The following is a 19,960-nucleotide window of genomic DNA, read 5'->3' as shown; positions in this document are numbered from 1 at the left end:
TTACTCTTCTAGTAGTTGTTTTGCAGTTGGGAACTGCTCTATATTTGTATGTGGTAAGAAGCATGCAGAAATAAATTCGTCCATGTAACTTGGATAAACACTAAGTTCAACATAAGTTATTTGTCTACCTATTTCTTCAAGTTTATTTTTGGCATCTTTACTTATAAGAGCCAAGTAAGAACCAACAAGTGAACTATTTCCTATATAAGTAAATTTCTCTCTATCGATATCAGGAAGTAATCCTATAATTATTGAATTTTCTATATCTAAGTTATTTCCTATACCACCTGCTATATAAACTCTATCTAATATACTAAAATCCATACCCAAGCTATCTACAAGAGTATATGCTCCTGAATATATAGCTCCTTTAGCTCTAATGAAATTATCTATGTCCACTTCATTTACTACTATATCATTTTCCAAATCGAATTCTTCTTTAAATGCTAATACATACTCTCCTATTTCATGTTCATTAAATCTAACTCTCTTATTGTTTAAATCTCTGTATATCTTACCTCTTCTATCTATTACACCCTTAGTAATCATTTGGCAAATTAAATCAATTATACCAGAACCACATATACCAACTGGCGCACATTCATCTATTATTTTTAATGTAGGCTCTAAAGTTTCTTTATCAATAGCCACCTTTTCTATTGCTCCTGCTGATGCTCTCATCCCACAGCTTATGCCTCCACCTTCAAATGCAGGACCTGCTGAACATGCACAGCTCATCATATAGTCTTGATTTCCAAATACTATCTCTCCATTGGTACCTAAATCTATAAATAAAACATTTTCTTCACTTGACCATATCCCTGCTGATAATACCCCTGCTGTTATGTCTCCTCCTACATAACTTGCTACAGATGGAGCTAAGTACACATATGCACTGTCATTTACAAAAAGGCCTACATTTTCACCCATAAGTTTTGGAGATTTTAAAAATGGAGGTATATAAGGTTCTTGTCTTAAAAAGTCTGTATACACCCCTAAGAATAAACTTGTCATAGTTGTGTTTCCAGCAGCTACTAAAGTGACTACATCCTCCTTATTTATGCCATTTCTTTCATATAATGTTTTTAATAGAGGATTTATAGTTTCATCAACTATAGCTTTGTGTAAAGTTTCTAATCCGTTTTTCTTAGTCGAATATATAATTCTATTTATAACATCTGCTCCATATTTTATCTGAGCATTTCCAGATGATGCTTTATCTACTACTTCTTTTGAATATAAGTCTACTAAACATACAACTACTGAAGTTGTACCAATATCTATTGCAACTCCATACAGAGAATTTTCCTTATTTCCTTCTTCTATATTTATGATTGTAAGTTTCTTTTGTTTTTGAACATATGTTATTGTAACTTTAAAATCGCTCTTTCTAAATATCGTTGGCATCTTTCTAAGTATATCTAATCTAAAATCTATTTCATTGTACCCCAGATGATTTCTAACATGTCTTTCTAATCTATCTACATCACTTATATTATCATCTAAGTTTGGTTCTTCCATTTCTATGTATTTCTTCTTTATATTTGTCTTAAACTGTAAGTTATGCTTTTCTATTATTTTTTTAGCTCTCTCAAAAATTTCTCTATCTTTTTGTTTGTTACTACCTTCTATCTTCATACCATGCATAGAAGATGATACTTTAGAAGGAACTTCAATTTCTATATCTGAGATTACTTTTGTACAACAAGCTAATATATAACCTTGCTCCCATTCGTTATCTGTTATATGTCTTGTTTTTTCTGTATCAACCTTACCTTTTAACAACTTCACCTTACATTTACCACAAGATACATTTCCATTACAAGGAGCATCTATGAATATATCTGCATTTCTTGCTACTTCTAGTAATATATCTCCCTCGTTACAATAAACTTCTTTATTGTTTGGCATAAAATTTACCTTTATCATGATATCCCTCCCAATTTGTTCTATATATTATAAAAGGAAAGTATAGCTAAATTTGCGTGCACTCAAATTTTACTATACTTTCCCCAATTATAATAATATCCCTAGTCTTTAATTATTCTAATCCAGCCTCGTATTCTTTATCACTTAATAACGTATCAAGCTCAGCAACATCAGCTAGTTTTACTTTTAATATCCAGTTTTCGTATGGGTCTTCATTTATACATTCTGGCTCATCTTCTAATTTTTCATTAACTTCTAATACTTCACCATTAACAGGAGATATTAAATCAGAAGCTACTTTAGAAGATTCAACTACTCCAAAATCTACTCCCTTAGTTACAGTATCTTCTACTTCTGGTGTTTCAACAAATAATATTTCTCCTAATTGATCTTGAGCATAATCTGTTATACCTATATATACAACATCTCCATCAATTACTTTTACCCATTCATGATCTTTAGAGTATTTTAATTCTGGTAATAATTTCATTTCGATAGACCCCCAATATTATATTATTGATTAATTTATTTAAATCATATTAATATTATATCACATTATTTTAAATTTTCCATCAATTACATTACACTTTCCATAGCTAATGCTGGATGACCTTTTTCTTCTAAGAAAGCTAATACACCTTCAGAATCGTCAGCTATAGTTTCGTCACAAATCATATCACAGAAGTTTTCTATTCCAGTCATTTCTTTAACTGTAGCATTTAATTTATCAGCTACATAATCTTTTAATTCTTTTGGCATCCAAACTATTCTTTCTGGTCCACCTTCTGCATAAGCGAATTTTTTAGAAGATATGAAGTGTCTTCCGTGTCCCATGAATCCTGGAGTTTGAACTCCTCCACCTGTCATAGAAGCAAGTTCTCCGAAAGTCATACCAACTGGAGTAACGCTTGGGAATTCTCTGTTAACTACAACAAATCCATTTGCTTCTGGCATTATACCACAGATACACTCGAAACATCCACAAGAAGTCATAGGGTCTTCTAATATAGAGTATAATGTAACAGCTTCAACTGCACCTTGAGATATTTGGTTTACAGTTTCATTTACAGAGTTCCATACACCTGTTCTATCGTCTAAACATTCACCTTTTTCTATTGGTTGACAAGGACCTGTAGGGTCTAATTCTTTAGTAGCTTTAGCATCTAACCAGCTAACTGCTCCACAAAGACCAAGTCTTTCAGGAGTAACAACACAAACGTGAGCTGGTGCAAATGATTGACATAAGTTACAAGAATAGAAAGTCTCTACACTTTCATCAACCAATGAAGCTAATCTCTCATCTCTAGCATTGTATTTAGCTATTGCCTCACCTTTTAATTCAGAAACTTTTTCAGCATCTGTAATTATAGTTATTTCACACTTATCAACAACTGATTCAAATTCATCTAACATCTTAGCATATAAAACTTCTCCTATATGCTCAAGTCTAAAGCCTTTATCAAATGCATCTTTAGAGATTCTTACCCAAGCCATATCTCTTTGTCCAACGTGCATTACACCTTCTATATAGTTTAAGAAGTAGTGGAAACGTCTTTCAAGAACTGGTTCGAAATCTTCTTGCATGTTTTTACCAGCTATCTTAACTATTACAGCAAGTGGTAATCTTAATACACCATCTGCTTCAACTTCATCTATGTTTGGTCCTATTATTTCTATCTTATGGTCTTCAACTTCAGTTGCTTCTTTCTTAACAACAAGCTCCCAAGCTTCAGTTTTATTTCCACCAAATTCAGCAAACATGTCGCTCTTTCTAATTCTTTCACCTTCAAATGCTGCTGCAAATGAAACTGGTATAGGTATTTCAGTAACTTTTATTTTTATTCCTCTAGCTTCTAATGAAGTAGCCACTATCTTATCATAATCTTTTTGAGTTAATAAGTTCATTGGAACTTCAAGAACAGTTTGGTCAGTTATAACTGGGAATCCTAAAGCTATTGCTCCAGCACCTGCAGATACAACTAATTCACTTAATGGTCCAAATGCATTTACAAATGCAGGAACTCTATTAGCTGTGTATTCTAATAATCCGTTTAAATCACCAGGAGTTAATCCACCGAATATTAATGCTGCTCTTACTGCAACAGATACAACGTGGATAACAGAAGTTACATCATATCCTAGAGGTATAACTCTTAGCTCAAGACCCATTTTTACTCCAGCTTCTATAGCTTGGTCTATAACCTTACCAACTAAGAAAGTTAATAAACCTTTAGATTGGTAATCTTTTATAACTTTTGCTGCTGATTCAGCATCAGGACATTCACCAAGAACAACTGCAACACCAGGTATATCTCCTGTAACTAGTGGTACACCAAGTGATCTGATTATAGGGTCAGTTATATGACCTGCACATGGCTCACTATATGGAGCATCTATAGTTGAGTATTTTAATGCTTCAATTACTTCTGCCGCTAAAGCAGTAGCTAAACCAGCATTAAAAGCATGTTCTAATAAATGCGTTCTATTGATTAAAGATTTTACTACTTCTAAAGCACCTTCTAAGTCCCCTAAAGTGTTCATTTTTTGTCCTGTTGCAGCATATATACAAGGTAATGAATATGCTGTATCAGGGAAAGCTACTTTATGTTCTTTTCCGTTTTTTTCTATAGCTTCAGCTAGCATAGCTTGAGCTGCACCCAAAGCTTGTTCTGACCCTGTAAAGATTATATTATATAGATTCATTCTATTTCCCCCTTTAATATTTACACCTATTTTTTATTAACTATACCCTAAAAACCCTAGAAAGCAAATCCACCTTCATTTAACTCTAAGAAAGAGTCTGCATATAAAGATGCCCCGTTGATTATGTCACAAGATTTTACAGTTTTCATTAATTCTGGGTCACATGGATTCATTATAGCTGAACTAAATCCATTAGCCATTGCCATTGCTAAGAATGCACTATCTAAAACAGGTCTAACATGTTTAGGACATCCATTAGATACATTAGATAATCCTCCTGTAGTTAAAAGTCCCATTTCAGTCATCATTTTTATAGCTTCTAAAACTTCTACTTGTTTTTCTTGCATACCCTTTATAACTAAGCATAATGGGTCAAATAATATATCAGTTGGCTCCATTCCTAGCATTAAGCCTTTTTCTAGTATTTCTTGGCAGTAAGCCATACGTTCATCGTTATCTCTTGGGATACCTTCTTTTGCACATAAACCTATAACCATTGATTCATATTCAGCTGCTATATCTATTAAATCAAATCTTGAACCAGCATCAGCAGAGTTTATTATTGGTTTTGCATTAGTTCTATCATAAACTTTAAGTCCAGCTTCGATAGCCTTTTTATTAGCTGTATCTAATGCTATAGGAACATTGTTAAATTCAGATTGAAGTAGCTTAACTCCCCATGTCATTATCTCTTCGCCATCTCTTTCAGCAGGTCCTATATTGAAATCTATATAGTGTGCTCCTGCTTCTAATTGTTCTTTTGCTCTTTTTAATATTGGAGCTGGATCTCTTTCTGCTAATGCCTTTCTTATTGAAGGTGAGATACAGTGTATTCTTTCACCTATAATCATAAATTTTTCCATTTATAATGTCCCCCTTTAAATTTAATATTAATAGTTAGTTAATATTTTATTAGTTTGTTTGGCATGCTTTTTCTTGGTATCCTTTTAAGAACTTAGGTAATTCCATAGATTCTTCTGGTCCTATAACTACATTCCATCCTGGTAAGTTATCTTCTATATCACCTTTAAGTACTGCAACTTTTCCTGGAATGATAATGTCTTTACAATTAGTTACTTCTTCTACTTTACTTTCTTTAATGAAAGCAGATATTGAATTTCCACCAAATTTACCAGCAGCCCAAGATGTAAGAACTGAATATCCACCTGCATCTGGTATTACTAACCATACTGGAACTTTTGATCTTTCTATATCTCCAGCAACTATGAAATAAGTTAATGCAAAGTCAACAGTAACTAGTACTGGAGAATTTTCATCTGGGTTATTAATTGGGTAAATCTTTGGTTCAACTCTCATTGGTCTTTGTGGGTCAGTGTATATATTTTGTCTTAATGCAAATAATGGTAATGCTTTAGCATAACTAATATCATCTATTACTATTATAGAACCATATTTTATAGTAAATATTGATGATAAAGCAATTTCCATCATAGGATTTGAGTTAGATAATCTATTTGCAAACACTATTGAAGGATATCCAAATGTTCTATCTTGTTCTTTTAAAGCTATTCTTCTAACTTGCACAGCATTAGTGTAAGTATCTTTTATATTTTCTCCAGTTACATCTAATACTAATTCTTTATATCCAGCAGATTGAACTAATTCAACTGTTTCATATAATTCTTCTAAGCTAGCGGCTTTTACTCCTAATGGTAAGTTTGCTCCTTTAACTACTTCTATCATATCTTTGTAGTTATCTTTAGTTGCTCCATATACCATTGGTCTAGCATCTTTTAATACTTCAACAGCTTCTTTTACTGCTTGTGCATCATCACAAGCTAAAATATAAGCTACTTCTAATCCACTACCTTTTATTTTGTCTATTAGTTTTAAATATGCATCTTTGTCTCCACAGTATTCTAAAACAACCATTTCAACTTTCATTTGTTCACCAATTCTTATATAGTCAACTTTTTTCATGTTAGCTATTTTAGCGTCTACTGCTTCATCACTCATACAAGTACAGAATGAAACTGCATATCTATTTCTACTTACTAATGTTTTTTCATGTCTAAATAATACTGTTTCCCCACCTAGTTCATATTCAGATGCTCCAGCACCAACTTTTAATGCTTTCATTAAAGGTGCAGTAGCTTCTGATAGTTTCGCTATAGCGTCATCAGACATATGTGGGCATTTACCTACTTCTACAGCTCCTGAAGCAACCTTCATAGAGAAAGCCATACAAGTTGGGAATCCACAATCCTTACAGTTTTTCTTTGGTGTTAATTTAAATATATCTAAAGCTTTTAATGCCATTATTTTCTCCCCCTAACCTTAACAATTTAATTAAGCTAATGCGTTAACCAATTCTTTTATAGTTTCTATTGATTTTGGATGACGAAGTATAACTGCGTTTGAACCACCTACTAAAACACTTGCTGCAGTTGAAACTTCCATTGCTATAGTTCTTTCTTCTGGACAACCCCAATCTGGCTCATCTTCCACTGGAGCTATAGCTTCTTTAACATGACCTACTTCGAAAGCTACTGGTGTTATGATAGGCATTTGTAATGTCTTATCATTTTGACCAAATGCTGCAAGTCTAATTCTATCCATAGTAGATGCAACATATTCATATCCATAACCAACTGCTGAACATCCAACATTCATAACTATATTTTCACCTTTAACGCCTAATTGAGTTAACAGTACGTTTAATTGTTTTGCTAGGTTTATATCAACAGAAGATTCTGCTCCAACTTTGTGTGAATAAGCCATTCCAGCTGATGCTCCTACTCCTTTGTAGTTATCTTCTACTGCTGACATAAATAGACAGTTATGACCATCCAATGTTTGAGCTAATTTTTCAAACAGTTTACCATCTTTTTCATGATTTCCTGAACCAGCTACTACTAAAGGCAATGTTATTGCTTCAACTACTGCTTTAGCCACTTCAGCACAGTCATCAACTGATTTATCTAATCCATTTGGGTCAGAACCATCAAATTTTAAACAAATAAAATCTGCTTGTGTATTAGCTTCAACATATTTAGCCCATTCTACTGGACAATTAGCTACATCTTTGTATAACTCTTTATATGAATCAGTCCAGCTTTCAGGATAAACGTCTGATATTTGTATACCTATTTTTGGAGTATTCCCTACTTCTCCATCAAAACTATAAAAAGGTAATACATTTTCCCCACCTAATTTAATTGCTTTTTCCCCTATTCCTACTTCAACTTCTGATATTTTTCCAGAATATTTTTGAGTAGACATTTTAAATGCCATATTTTTTTCCCCCTTAAGCCTATTTTAATTCTAATTTAGCAAAAATTTCTTTCATAGCCACTTTAGATTTTGAATCTTCAGGTAAATCAACTAAAGGAATACCTGTAGAATCATATTCATATATCAATTCATCCATAGGTACAACACCGATTAGCTCTAGGTTATGTTTTTCTATTTCCTCTTTGACACCATCATTCATAACCCCATTTGGAACCTTATTTACAATTAGAAGTATTCTTCCAACATTTAATTTTAGTTCCTCAGCTAAATCTCTTATTCTAGCAACAGCTTGTATACTACGTCTTGAGCAATCACTAACCAATAAAAGCGTATCAACATGTCTAGTAACTTTTCTGCTTAGATGTTCCATACCAGCTTCGTTGTCCATGACTAAGTATTTGTAGTGACCAGATATTTTGTTTACTTGTTCTCTAAGTATCCCATTTACAAAACAGTAACATCCTTCCCCTTCTGATCTCCCCATTACTAATAAGTCATATCCTTCGCCTTCTTCAATTATAGAATTTAATCTAAATTGTAGATATTGTGCTTTTGTCATACCGCCTGGGAATGCATTGCCTAACTTTTCTCTTTGATTTACTTCTTCTCTTATTTCTCCTATTGTTGCTTCAACTTCAATACCTAATACTTCATTTATGTTAGCATTAGCATCAGCATCTACAACCAATACTGGTCCCTTATTGTCCTTAACCAAATAATCAATCAAAAGCCCTGTGAGACTTGTTTTACCAGTTCCACCTTTTCCTGCAACAGCTATATTGTATCCCATTTTAAGACTTCCCCCTTAAATCTAGCCACAGAGCCTTATGTACTCTGTTTACTTATTATAATTTAGGTACAGAATGAACACATTCTCCATGTACATCATGAAGTGCTTCCATTAGTCCTTCAGATAAACTTGGATGTGGATGTATTGCATCCCCTACTTGTTCTACAGTTAATCCTAGATGAACAGCAAGTGATAACTCTGTTAATAAATCTGTAGCATGAGGACCTACTACTGCTGCACCTATTATTTTATCTGTTTCTTTATCAGCTATTATTTTTACAAATCCTTGGAAATGTCCTATAGCCTGTGCTTTTCCAAGTCCTCTAAAATCAAATTGACCTACATTGTATTCTACACCTTCAGCTTCAAGTTGTTTTTCAGTTTTACCAACACCAGCAACTTCAGGTTCAGTATAAACACATCTTGGAATTGCTCTATAATCTACTACTTTAGTTTTTCCTAAAGCATTTTCAACTGCAACAATACCTTCTTTAGAAGCAACATGTGCTAAGAAAGGAGTATCTATTATATCACCTATTGCATATATACCTTCTACATTAGTTTCAAGATGCTCATTAACTACTACTTTTCCTCTTTCCATTTCAATTCCTATATCTTCTACTCCAGAATTATCAAGGTTAGGTCTTCTACCAACACATACTAATGCATATTGTGCTTCTATAACCTTTCCATTAGAAAGAGTTGCAACAGCTTTACCATCAACTACTTCACAAGTTTGTACTCCAATACCTGTAATAACTTTAATCTTATCTTTCTTAAATTGTCTAAGTAGTTGTTTAGCTACATCTTTATCTTCATTTAATAGTATCTGGTCAACCATTTCAACTATAGTTACTTCTGTTCCTAAGGCTCTAAAGAATTGCCCTATTTCACATCCTATAACTCCACCACCTACTATTAACATAGACTCAGGTATATCTTCAAGTCCAAGAACTTCATCACTAGTTATTACAATTTTTCCATCATATGGGAACATTCTTGGTACAACTGGAACAGAACCATTAGCTAGTATTATCTTATCCGCTTTTATAGATTCTACTGTTCCATCATCTTTTGTTACTTCTATAGTATTTTTATCAATCAATTTTCCAAAACCATTAACTAGTTTTACGCCTCTTTTTTCAAATAGGAATTCTATACCACTTATTAATTGATTTACAACTTTATTTTTTCTTTCCATTATAGCAGTGAAATTTGGTGTAACTGTACCATCTATCTCTATACCAAAATCCTTTGCTTCCCTCACAGTATTTAATACCCCTGAAGAAGCAAGAAGTGCTTTAGTTGGTATACATCCTGCATTTAAGCAAGTTCCTCCAACTCTTCTTTTTTCAATAACTGTTACCTCTGCACCAAGCATAGAAGCTTTTATAGCTGCTACATATCCTCCTGGTCCACCACCTACTACTACTATTTTCATCCTTAATTCCCCCAAACCTTATAATCTACAATCTTGTAATACTATAAACCTGCGGCATCTAGTATAGCAGGTATATTTTCTTCTGCCCCAATTGCCATTATATGAACACCATCACATAAATCTTCTTCTTTTAATTGTTTGATAAGTTCTCCTGCCATTTTTATTCCCTCACTTACCCAGTTTTCTTTTCCAGCTGCTCTTAATCTTTCGATTTGTTCATCTGGCACAAATATTCCTGGTACATTTGCAGTCATAAATTTAGCCATTCCTGGAGATTTTAAAGGTACTATTCCTGCTAATACCTTACAATCCATATCCCTTGTTAGTTCTCTAAACTTTCTCATTGTATTTATGTCATAAAGTGCTTGAGTTTGGAAAAATTTAGCTCCAGCTTTTATTTTCTTTTGCATTTTTAATAATTGAACTTCTATTGGAGAATATTCTGGAGTTACTGATGCTCCTAGATAAAAATCTGGAGAACCTTTTAATTTATTACCAGCCATATCCGTACCTGCCATTAGAGTTTCAGCAGTTTGAAGTATCCCTACAGAGTCTAAATCAAATACTCCTTTAGCCTGTGGATGGTCTCCTACGCTAGTATGGTCTCCTGTTAATGCCAACAAACTGTTTATTCCAAATACACCTGCTGACAACATTTCTCCTTGTATAGCTATCCTATTTCTATCTCTCCCCGTTATTTGAATCACTGGCTCTAATCCAGCATCTTTTAGTAATTTACATGTAGCAAGAGAAGTTGCTCTCATAACTGCTGATTGAAAGTCTGTTACATTTGCTGCGTGAACTCTTCCAACTAACGGCTTCGCACACTCAATTAAATGTGAAAGGTCAGTCCCTTTTGGAGGAGCCATCTCAGTAGTAACTGCAAATTTTCCACTCTCTAGTGTTTCTCTTAATAAGCTCATCTCTAATCCCCCTTTTAACCTTCTAAAAAAAACTTTTATGAATTCGCTGTTGCTTCTTTCTTTTTCTTTGCACTTAAGCTTCTTGGATTATTTTGCTTAGAATAGTCTTTTGGTGGTCTTATTTCTGCTAAATTCTCTAATTGCCCTATAGATTCCAATCTTTCATATATTTTTATCCAAGCACAATCATTTTCTGGATTTACTTCACATTTACCATTTTTAGCTCCACCACAAGCCCCATTCATAAGACCTTTAGCACACATAGTTACTGGACATATTCCACCTGTCCAACCAAGTTCACAGTCTCCACAAGCTTTACAAGCTTCTTCATATTCTCCAACCCTTTGTACTTCCCCTATAAACAAAGTGTTGTTAGCTGGATAAACTGGTTTATTTTTTAGGTTTTTAACTATTGTTTGTGTTCCATCTCCACATGCTAAAGATAAAACTGCATCAGCTTCTTTAGTTTCTTCTTTTAGAGCCTTTAAGTCCTTTTTAGACTTTAAAAGGTTACAAGCAGGATCAAGCATTACATATCCTAAGATTTTTTTGCCTTCACCTTCAAGAGTTTCCTTCATTTTTAGAACTTCTTCTTCTCCACCACTCTTACAAGTCGCTGCACATTGATTACAACCAACTAAAACTAGCTTGTCAAAATTCTTTAAGTACCCTAGCACTTCTTCCAATGGTTTATTTTCAGAAATTATCATATCTACTTCCCCCCTAAACCTTCCACAATATCTATCTATTTATTGTTTTGCAACTTACAAGCTTTAACTACGTGTTTTGCAAGTATAGATGTTGTAACTGAACCAACCCCCGCTGGAACTGGAGTTATCATCGATACTTTATTTAAAACTGCATTTGTATCAACATCTCCACATAAATTTCCTTCTTCATCAACATTTATACCAACGTCTATAACTACTGCTCCATCTTTCACAAAACTTTCATCTACCATCTTAGCTCTACCAATAGCTGCTATCAATACGTCTGCTTCCGCAGCTACATCTGATAAGTTTTTAGTCTTTGAATGGCATATTGTAACAGTTGCATGTTCACTTAATAAAAGCATTGATACTGGCTTCCCAACTACCATTGATCTTCCAAGAACTGTTACCTTACTTCCTTTTAAATCAACATTATAATGTTTTAATATTTCTACTACTGCTGTAGGAGTACATGGTGGGAATCCACTCTTATCACCTTCCATGACTTTAGCAGAGTTTATTGGACTAAAACAATCTACATCTTTTTCTGGCGCAATGACATATTTTATAACTTCTTCATTTAAGTGTTTTGGAAGTGGTCTAAAACATAATATACCATTAACATCCTTATCATCATTAGCTTTCTTTAAAACATCAATATATTCTTCTTGAGTTATATCTTCAGCTAATTCCAACACTTCAGTTGTTATACCAATGTTTTGACATCTTTTTAGTGCTCCTCTTTCATATGATAAATCATCGCTTCTTGCTCCAACTCTAACTATTGTTAGCTTAGGATTTATACCTTCTTTAACTAGTAACTCGACTTCTTTTATTAAGTCTTCACTAATCTTATCAGCTACAGGTTTTCCTTTTATAATCTGTCCTTTAGTTGACATTACTTCCATATATTCACAACTCCCCTACAAGCAAACTTAAATTAATTTATTCTATATACCACATATTAATAACATAGTATTTACTTTCGTCATTTAAAAATTATTTTCCAAGAGCTTTTTCAACTTTAGCATAAACTTCATCACAAGTTTTAACGCCATCTTCAACTAATTTATCTACTTCTGTTTTTACTTTACTAACATATTCTTGATCTTGTATAGAATTTATATTTATAACTACATTTAATTGTCCACCAAGTATAGCAGCTCTTAAACATTGAACCCCTACACCAACATCGCTTATAGCAAGTCTTGAACCTTTATCAACTAAATCTTCATGTAACTTAATAGCTTCATAACAAACTCTTACTATATTTAATGGCACTTCACAAGCAACTTTTAGTGCTTTTTCCATTGTTTCTGCTTTTATTCTTTTTTCTTCTTCTGTTTCTTTAGGAAGCCCATAAGCTTTTGATAATGGTAAGAAACATTCTGCATCATCATCTATCATTTTTAATAAATCTTTTTCTAATTTTCCTGCTTTACTTAATATATCTTTTACACTTTCTTCATACTCAGCATACTTTTTCTTTCCTATTGTAAGATTACATACCATACTCCCTAAAGCCATACCAATTGCACCAACTAGTGCGGCAGCTCCCCCGCCACCTGGTACTGCTTCTTTAGAAGATAGTACTTCTACAAAATCAACACAAGTTTTATCTGCTATTTTCATGATAATCCTCCTTAAAAGGATGTAGGAAAATATCTCAAATTATCTTAGAGATATTTCCTACTCTTTATTTATAAATTAATACACTTAGAATAATCCAGCTATTACTCCGTTTTCATCAACATCTATTTTTTCTGCTGCTGGAACTTTTGGTAATCCTGGCATTTTCATTATTTCTCCAGTAAGTGCAACTATAAATCCAGCCCCTGCTGAAATTGATGCTTGTCTTACAGTTATTCTAAATCCTGTTGGTCTACCTAATTTAGTTTGGTCATCAGTTAAAGAATATTGAGTTTTAGCCATACATACTGGAACTTTAGTAAATCCAAGTTTTTCTAAGTTAGCTATTTCTTTATCAGCTTCTGGAGTATAATCTACACCATCTGCTCCATAAATCTTAGTAGCTATAGCATTTATCTTATCTTTTATAGATAAATCATCTTCATAGCAGAATCTAAAATTATTTTCTTCTTCATCTAATAATCTTAAAACTTCTTTAGCTACTGCAATTCCACCTTCTCCACCTTTTGCCCATACTTCAGAAAGAGCAACATTAACGCCTAATTCTTTACACTTGTCTTCAACAAGTTTAAGTTCAGCTTCAGTATCAAGTGGGAATCTGTTTATTGCAACAACTGCTGGTAATCCATATACTTGAGTTATGTTTTCAACATGTTTTAATAAATTTGGAAGTCCTTTTTCAAGAGCTTCTAGATTTTCTTCATTTAAATCTGTTTTAGCAACTCCGCCATTGTATTTTAATGCTCTTACAGTAGCAACTATTATAACAGCATCTGGTTTTAAGTTTGCCATTCTACATTTTATATCTAAGAATTTTTCTGCTCCAAGGTCAGCACCGAAACCAGCCTCAGTTATTACATAATCTGCAAAGTGCATAGCCATTCTTGTAGCTATAACAGAGTTACATCCATGAGCTATATTTGCAAATGGTCCACCATGTACAAATGATGGTGTTCCTTCAAGAGTTTGAACTAGGTTTGGTTTTAAAGCATCTTTTAATAATGCAGCCATAGCACCGTTAGCTTTTAATTGTCTCGCTGTTACAGGTGCACCTTCGTAGCTATATCCAACGATTATGTTTCCTAATCTTTCTTTTAAGTCAGCTATATCACTTGCCAAACAGAAAGCTGCCATTATTTCAGAAGCAACAGTTATATCAAATCCATCTTGTCTAACTGCTCCATCACCTTTTTTACCCATACCATCAACGATATTTCTAAGTTGTCTATCGTTCATGTCTACACATCTTCTCCAAGTTATTTTCTTAGGGTCTATTCTAAGTTCATTTCCTTGGTGAATATGATTGTCAAGCATAGCAGCTAAAAGGTTATTAGCAGCTCCTATAGCATGAAAATCTCCAGTGAAGTGTAAGTTTATATCTTCCATAGGAACAACTTGTGCATATCCTCCACCAGCTGCCCCTCCTTTAACACCAAATACTGGTCCTAGAGATGGTTCTCTTAAAGCAACTAATACATTTTTATCTAATTTTGCAAATGCATCAGCAACACCGATAGTAGTAGTAGTTTTTCCTTCACCTGCTGGAGTTGGGTTTATAGCTGTAGTTAATATTAACTTAGCTTTTTTCCCAGTTTCTCTTTTTAGAAGATTGTAGTCAACTTTAGCTTTGTATTTACCATATAGTTCTACATCTTCTTCACCTAGTCCTAATTTTTTTGCAACCTCTCTAATATCTTGAGGCTTAGCTTCTTGAGCTATTTCAATGTCAGATTTAAATCCCATAACTGAATCTCCTCCCACAACCTAAATAGATTTAAAATATAATTTTTGTATAAATTGTATTAATATGTAAAAATTATATTTTATAAGATAATTATACATGTAAAATTGCTTAAAAACTAGCTACTAAGCTATTAAAATATCTTTACTTAATAGCTAGTCATTTATCTAATTAATCATTCATTACCTATCTAATACCTATTTATTACCTTTAACCAACAAACCAATTATAAATCAAAATTTCTATTTATCTTTAAGTGACATTAATTTCTCTTTTATTTCTTTAATTTGTGCTTTTGTTGTTTCACTAGAATCATATGGAGATTGATTAGCTCTATCAGAATCTATAACATCTTGATTGTAATAGATAAATCCTAAAGATTCGCCATCTTCTAAGTTTTGTATTATAAATTCTTCATCTTCTTTATTTCTGATTTTGTTACCTACAACAAATACCTTATTTACGCCTATATCATGACCAAGTTTTTTAACTTTTCTATAGGTTTGTAGACTTCTTTCACCTGGCTCTACAACTACTATAAAAGCATCTACACCTTGAGCTGTTCCTCTTCCTAAGTGTTCAATTCCAGCTTCCATATCCATAACAACTACATCTTTATTTTGTAGTATTAAATGAGAACAGAGTCTTTTTAAAAGAACATGCTCTGGACATACACATCCAGTACCACCAGAATCTACTGTCCCTAATGTAAGTAATCTCACTCCATTGTATTCTTTACAGAAATTTTCAGGTATATCGTCTACTTTAGGATTCATCTTAAACATTTTTCCAAATGAACCTACAGAAGCTGCTGTTCTATCTGAAACTAATTTTTTCATTTCTGATATAGGTACTATTGATTCATATACTTCTTTTGGAAAACCTAGTGCTAAAGCTAAATTAGCATCAGGGTCGGCATCAACAGCAACAACTCTGTATCCGTCTTCAGCAAACATTCTAGAGAGCATTGAAGAAAAAGTCGTTTTACCTACTCCACCTTTACCTGTTATTGCTATCTTCATAATCCCTACCACCTTTATTACTATTTGCTTTTTATTTTATTTATTTATTTTTTAGTGTAGTTATCTATTTTTTAAACACTAAAAATAAACTACAGCTAGTCCTTACAGGAACCAATTACATTTACCCTACTAGCTTTTCAAAGCAGCATGTATAGTTTTAGTATTCTTCATTATATTGTTTATATTTTATTTATTCAGTATATTCATTGTATTTCGATATTATTTTCTTTAATATTTGACTTTATTCAACCATAAAATCTTCATTTAGATATAAAATCGTTTTTTCTAAGCCTCTAGCCATTTTCTAAGCTTCTGCTTCAACGCCCATTTTTTCTTCAACTAATGCTTCGAAGTGAACACGTTTCTTTTCTATATCTTCTATTATTGTAGCTGCTAACTCTTTTGGATTTGTATTTACAGTAAATGTTGCACCAACTTTATCTTTTAATTCGCTAGTTAATATATCTACTGCTCTTGAAGAACCAGCTATTGGAGGCATTATTCCTAGATAAGTGTCTATACCAGAAGCTACAACATAACATCCTATAGCAACTGCTTTTTCTGACATCCACTCTGGAGCTATACCTACAACTGGAAGGTCACACATATCCATATCTAAGTATTTAGCTGCTGCTCCAACTAAATCTAATATACGGCTTATATCAACGCAAGAACCCATATGTAGTACTGGTGGGATTCCTACTAATTTACAGACAGTTGCAAGACCTTTACCTGCATATTTTTCTGCTGCATCAGTTTCCATTAAACCAAATTTTGCTGCTGCTGAAGCACCACATCCTGTAGTAACTACTATTATGTCGTTTTTAATTAACTCTTTCATTATTGTTACATGAGCTTCATTTGAAACTCCTTTAGCGTTGTTACATCCAACTACACCAGCTGCTCCTCTTAATACTCCAGATTTTAAACAGTCTGTTAATGGCTTAACTGTTCCTGCTGGGTCTATATGAGAGTTTACAACTCTGTCTAATTGATTTACTACTGCTTCTACACTATACCCAACTGTTGCCCCTGATTTTAATTCAGGTATAAGTACTTTTGATTTATCTCTATTTTTAAAGTTTAAGATTGCTTCTTTAACTATTGATTTAGCATCATCAAGAGCTTGTTCTTCTCTGAATTCAATATAAGTTGAACCTGTTATTTTAGCTTTTGGAGAAGTTGTTACAAATTTAGTATGGTAACAATCTGCTACTCTAGCTAGTGCAGGGAATATACATTGAACGTCAACTATTACAGCTTCAACTGCTCCAGTTACTATTGCAAGTTCTTGTTGGTGGAAGTCTCCTGCTATTCTTACACCATGTCTCATTGTGATTTCATTACCTGTACAACACATACCAGCTAAGTTTATTCCATCTGCTCCAACTTCTTTAGCTAAAGCTACTAAATCTGGTTCTTCTGAAGCTAAAACTATCATTTCTGATAATGCTGGCTCATGTCCATGTAATATTATATTAACTTTATTTTCTTCTAATACTGCTAAGTTAGCTTCTGTTCTTCTTGGTACTGGAGTTCCAAATAAGATATCGCTTAGACGAGTACCTATCATAGAACCACCCCAACCATCAGCCATAGAAGTTCTTAGACTCATGTGTATTAAACTATCTATATCACCAGTACATCCTATATGAGTAGAGTGCATTATTGTTGCAATTTCTCTATCTATAGCTCTTGGTTCTATAGCATATTCTTTCCATATTTTTTGTCTTGGTTCTGGTGCATTTTTTATAAATCTTAATGTCCCAAAAGGTTTACCAAATTCCATTAATGCAATTTCTGCCACTTCATGTGCTACATCATAGATATCTCTACCTTCTGTTTCTACATCCCATTCTTTAGCTAAAGTAATTAACTTAGCTTCGTCTCTTATTTTATAGTTTCCATTTGGATCAGCTAATGCTAATGTATGTGCTATATCTCTAGCATGGTCTGAATGGGCAGCTGTCCCACCAGCAACCATTCTTGCAAAGTTTCTACCTACTATAGTATGCTCATCTGCTCCACATAACCCTCTTGGAGTTTTAGGACTTATTCTACATGGTCCCATTCCACATATTCTACAGCAAACCCCTTGAAGACCAAAACCACATTGTGCTTTAAAGCCTGCTTTTCTATCATACATTGTTTCTACGCCTTCTTCTCTAGCTTTTGCTATCATCTTCTGGCTGTTTAAATCAATTGTTAACATTTTTTCATCCATATTCCTATCCCCTTTTTTTGATTTTTAAAATCCCCCAGGTGACTGACTTCATGTCATAAAATAATAAAATAAATGCTTTCTAAGTTGATTATATACTAATTTTCAGCACTTTGCTTTAGATTTAAATATTTTTTTAACAAAATTAGATAATACATAAAAATTTTATTTTTAATGCCTAATTTAAGTTAATTTAACTGCTTATTTTTGGCTATTTTTTAATACTTAAGCCTACTTTTTTGATACTTTAGTTTAATTAAATTATGTTTTGATTTTTTAAAATCAATTTTGAATTATTTCTAGTCAATTTTTTGATATTACATCTTATTTGTGTGTTTGTTATTTCTCACTACTTTTTTGGACTTGTTACAGATTTTTACTCCCTATACCATAATTAGTAAAAACTTCTTAGAATAGCATTTTTTAGACTAATTTTTTGAATTTTTTTATTTTTCCTACTTTAATATTAATTATAGCTTCAAATTGAACATTTGTATATATTCATTTGAAGCTATAATTATTTTTTATATAAAATTTTTTTAATATTGCATTAATTCAGATATTATGACTACTTTTTATCTTTTAACGCATCTATTTTACACACTTAATGTTTTTATTTCATACTTTTCGCTACAATAGCTCCATATGCAATAGAGTATAATTTAGATTCATGTGAATCAGCTCTTGATACTAAAACTATAGGAGCTTTTGCACCCATAATTATACCTGCTGATTTAGAATCTGCCATATATGTAAAGGCTTTTCCTATTCCATTACCAACTTCTATTGTTGGAACCAGTATAATATCTACATCTCCAGATACTTCACTCTTAAATCCTTTTATCTCACTAGCTTCTTTTGAAACTGCTAAGTCAAAAGCTAAAGGACCTTCTACAATTACATTATCTCCAAATTCTCCTGCTTGACAAGCTTTTGCTAACATATCTGCATCTACAGTAGCTTGCATTTTAGGATTTACTTTTTCCTTAGCTGCTAAGCATGCAACTTTTACAGTTTCCATACCTAAAGATTTTGCTGCTTTTATAGAATTTTTTAATATTTTTGCCTTTTGTTCATAGTCAGGAGCTATATTCATTCCTCCATCTGTAGTTATCAACAGCTTATGGTATTTTTCTAACTCATATACCATAACATGGCTTAATAAACTATCAGTTCTAAGACCATAATCTTTATTTAACACTTCTTTTAATATAACAGATGTATCTAATAAGCCTTTCATTACAAAATCAGCTTCTTTACTTGATACTAATTTAACTGCTATTTCAGCACAGTCTTTAATATCATCCTTGTCAATAATTTTAATTCCACCCAAATCAAATTCTATTTCTTTTGATATTTCTCTTATCTTTCCTTCATTTCCAACTAATATAGGAGTAATTATATTTCTTTCTACAGCATCCTTTATCGCCATTAAAACTTCTTTGTCGTGAGCTGCTGCTACAGAAAGTACTATTTTTTCTCCTCCTTTAAGCTGCTCTAAAATATCATCTAATTTCTTTATCAAAAGTAACCCCTCCCTTATATATATTTAACTAAATAATACCATATTTGATA

Annotated in this window: 16 protein-coding genes; all 16 read right to left on the bottom strand. The window is 32.7% G+C overall.

All coding sequences use genetic code 11. The features are described from left to right. Positions 1-1,929, bottom strand: coding sequence for a corrinoid activation/regeneration protein AcsV (acsV, locus tag KGF48_RS05200; protein ID WP_227839055.1), 1,929 nt, complete (start codon positions 1,927-1,929; stop codon positions 1-3). Positions 1,930-2,041: 112 nt separating this feature from the next. Then, a complete protein-coding gene (gene gcvH, locus KGF48_RS05195) occupies positions 2,042-2,419 on the bottom strand; it encodes a glycine cleavage system protein GcvH (protein WP_003418363.1) in 378 nt (125 codons plus the stop codon). Positions 2,420-2,505: 86 nt separating this feature from the next. Continuing rightward, positions 2,506-4,632, bottom strand: a complete 2,127-nt coding sequence (gene acsB, locus KGF48_RS05190; RefSeq protein WP_227839056.1) for an acetyl-CoA decarbonylase/synthase complex subunit alpha/beta — start codon at positions 4,630-4,632, stop codon at positions 2,506-2,508. A gap of 56 nt (positions 4,633-4,688) precedes the next feature. Next, positions 4,689-5,495 carry a carbon monoxide dehydrogenase/acetyl-CoA synthase methytransferase subunit gene (acsE, locus tag KGF48_RS05185; protein ID WP_227433444.1) on the bottom strand — a complete coding sequence of 269 codons (807 nt, stop codon included), beginning with the start codon at positions 5,493-5,495 and terminating at the stop codon, positions 4,689-4,691. Between the two features lie 49 nt (positions 5,496-5,544). Beyond that, positions 5,545-6,912, bottom strand: a complete 1,368-nt coding sequence (gene acsC, locus KGF48_RS05180; RefSeq protein WP_227829475.1) for an acetyl-CoA decarbonylase/synthase complex subunit gamma — start codon at positions 6,910-6,912, stop codon at positions 5,545-5,547. A 30-nt stretch (positions 6,913-6,942) separates the two neighbouring features. Continuing rightward, a complete protein-coding gene (acsD, locus tag KGF48_RS05175; protein WP_227829474.1) occupies positions 6,943-7,887 on the bottom strand; it encodes an acetyl-CoA decarbonylase/synthase complex subunit delta in 945 nt (314 codons plus the stop codon). Between the two features lie 19 nt (positions 7,888-7,906). Further along, positions 7,907-8,677 carry a carbon monoxide dehydrogenase accessory protein CooC gene (locus KGF48_RS05170; protein WP_227829473.1) on the bottom strand — a complete coding sequence of 257 codons (771 nt, stop codon included), beginning with the start codon at positions 8,675-8,677 and terminating at the stop codon, positions 7,907-7,909. Positions 8,678-8,732: 55 nt separating this feature from the next. Then, the gene (lpdA, locus tag KGF48_RS05165; RefSeq protein ID WP_227829472.1) at positions 8,733-10,118 is read right to left on the bottom strand and encodes a dihydrolipoyl dehydrogenase; all 1,386 of its coding nucleotides are present in this window, start codon (positions 10,116-10,118) and stop codon (positions 8,733-8,735) included. Between the two features lie 41 nt (positions 10,119-10,159). Next, positions 10,160-11,041, bottom strand: a complete 882-nt coding sequence (locus KGF48_RS05160) for a methylenetetrahydrofolate reductase (RefSeq protein ID WP_227829471.1) — start codon at positions 11,039-11,041, stop codon at positions 10,160-10,162. A gap of 35 nt (positions 11,042-11,076) precedes the next feature. Further along, positions 11,077-11,751: a methylenetetrahydrofolate reductase C-terminal domain-containing protein gene (locus KGF48_RS05155; protein WP_227829470.1), complete on the bottom strand. Its 675-nt coding sequence runs from the start codon at positions 11,749-11,751 to the stop codon at positions 11,077-11,079. A 35-nt stretch (positions 11,752-11,786) separates the two neighbouring features. Beyond that, positions 11,787-12,659 (bottom strand): tetrahydrofolate dehydrogenase/cyclohydrolase catalytic domain-containing protein, encoded by an 873-nt coding sequence (locus tag KGF48_RS05150; RefSeq protein WP_227829469.1) that lies wholly within the window; start codon positions 12,657-12,659, stop codon positions 11,787-11,789. A gap of 91 nt (positions 12,660-12,750) precedes the next feature. Then, positions 12,751-13,383: a cyclodeaminase/cyclohydrolase family protein gene (locus KGF48_RS05145; protein ID WP_227829468.1), complete on the bottom strand. Its 633-nt coding sequence runs from the start codon at positions 13,381-13,383 to the stop codon at positions 12,751-12,753. An 84-nt stretch (positions 13,384-13,467) separates the two neighbouring features. Then, positions 13,468-15,144, bottom strand: a complete 1,677-nt coding sequence (locus KGF48_RS05140; protein WP_227829467.1) for a formate--tetrahydrofolate ligase — start codon at positions 15,142-15,144, stop codon at positions 13,468-13,470. A gap of 240 nt (positions 15,145-15,384) precedes the next feature. After that, the gene (locus KGF48_RS05135; RefSeq protein ID WP_227433452.1) at positions 15,385-16,164 is read right to left on the bottom strand and encodes an AAA family ATPase; all 780 of its coding nucleotides are present in this window, start codon (positions 16,162-16,164) and stop codon (positions 15,385-15,387) included. Between the two features lie 304 nt (positions 16,165-16,468). Further along, positions 16,469-18,388, bottom strand: coding sequence for an anaerobic carbon-monoxide dehydrogenase catalytic subunit (cooS, locus tag KGF48_RS05130; protein WP_227839058.1), 1,920 nt, complete (start codon positions 18,386-18,388; stop codon positions 16,469-16,471). 610 nt (positions 18,389-18,998) lie between these two features. Next, positions 18,999-19,910 carry a bifunctional enoyl-CoA hydratase/phosphate acetyltransferase gene (locus tag KGF48_RS05125; protein WP_227829465.1) on the bottom strand — a complete coding sequence of 304 codons (912 nt, stop codon included), beginning with the start codon at positions 19,908-19,910 and terminating at the stop codon, positions 18,999-19,001. Between the last annotated feature and the right edge of the window lie 50 nt (positions 19,911-19,960).

Source organism: Clostridioides sp. ZZV15-6388, assembly GCF_020657755.1.
Taxonomy (GTDB): domain Bacteria; phylum Bacillota; class Clostridia; order Peptostreptococcales; family Peptostreptococcaceae; genus Clostridioides.
The sequence above is the reverse complement of the archived record's forward strand: the minus strand, read 5'-3'. Positions and strand labels throughout refer to the sequence as shown.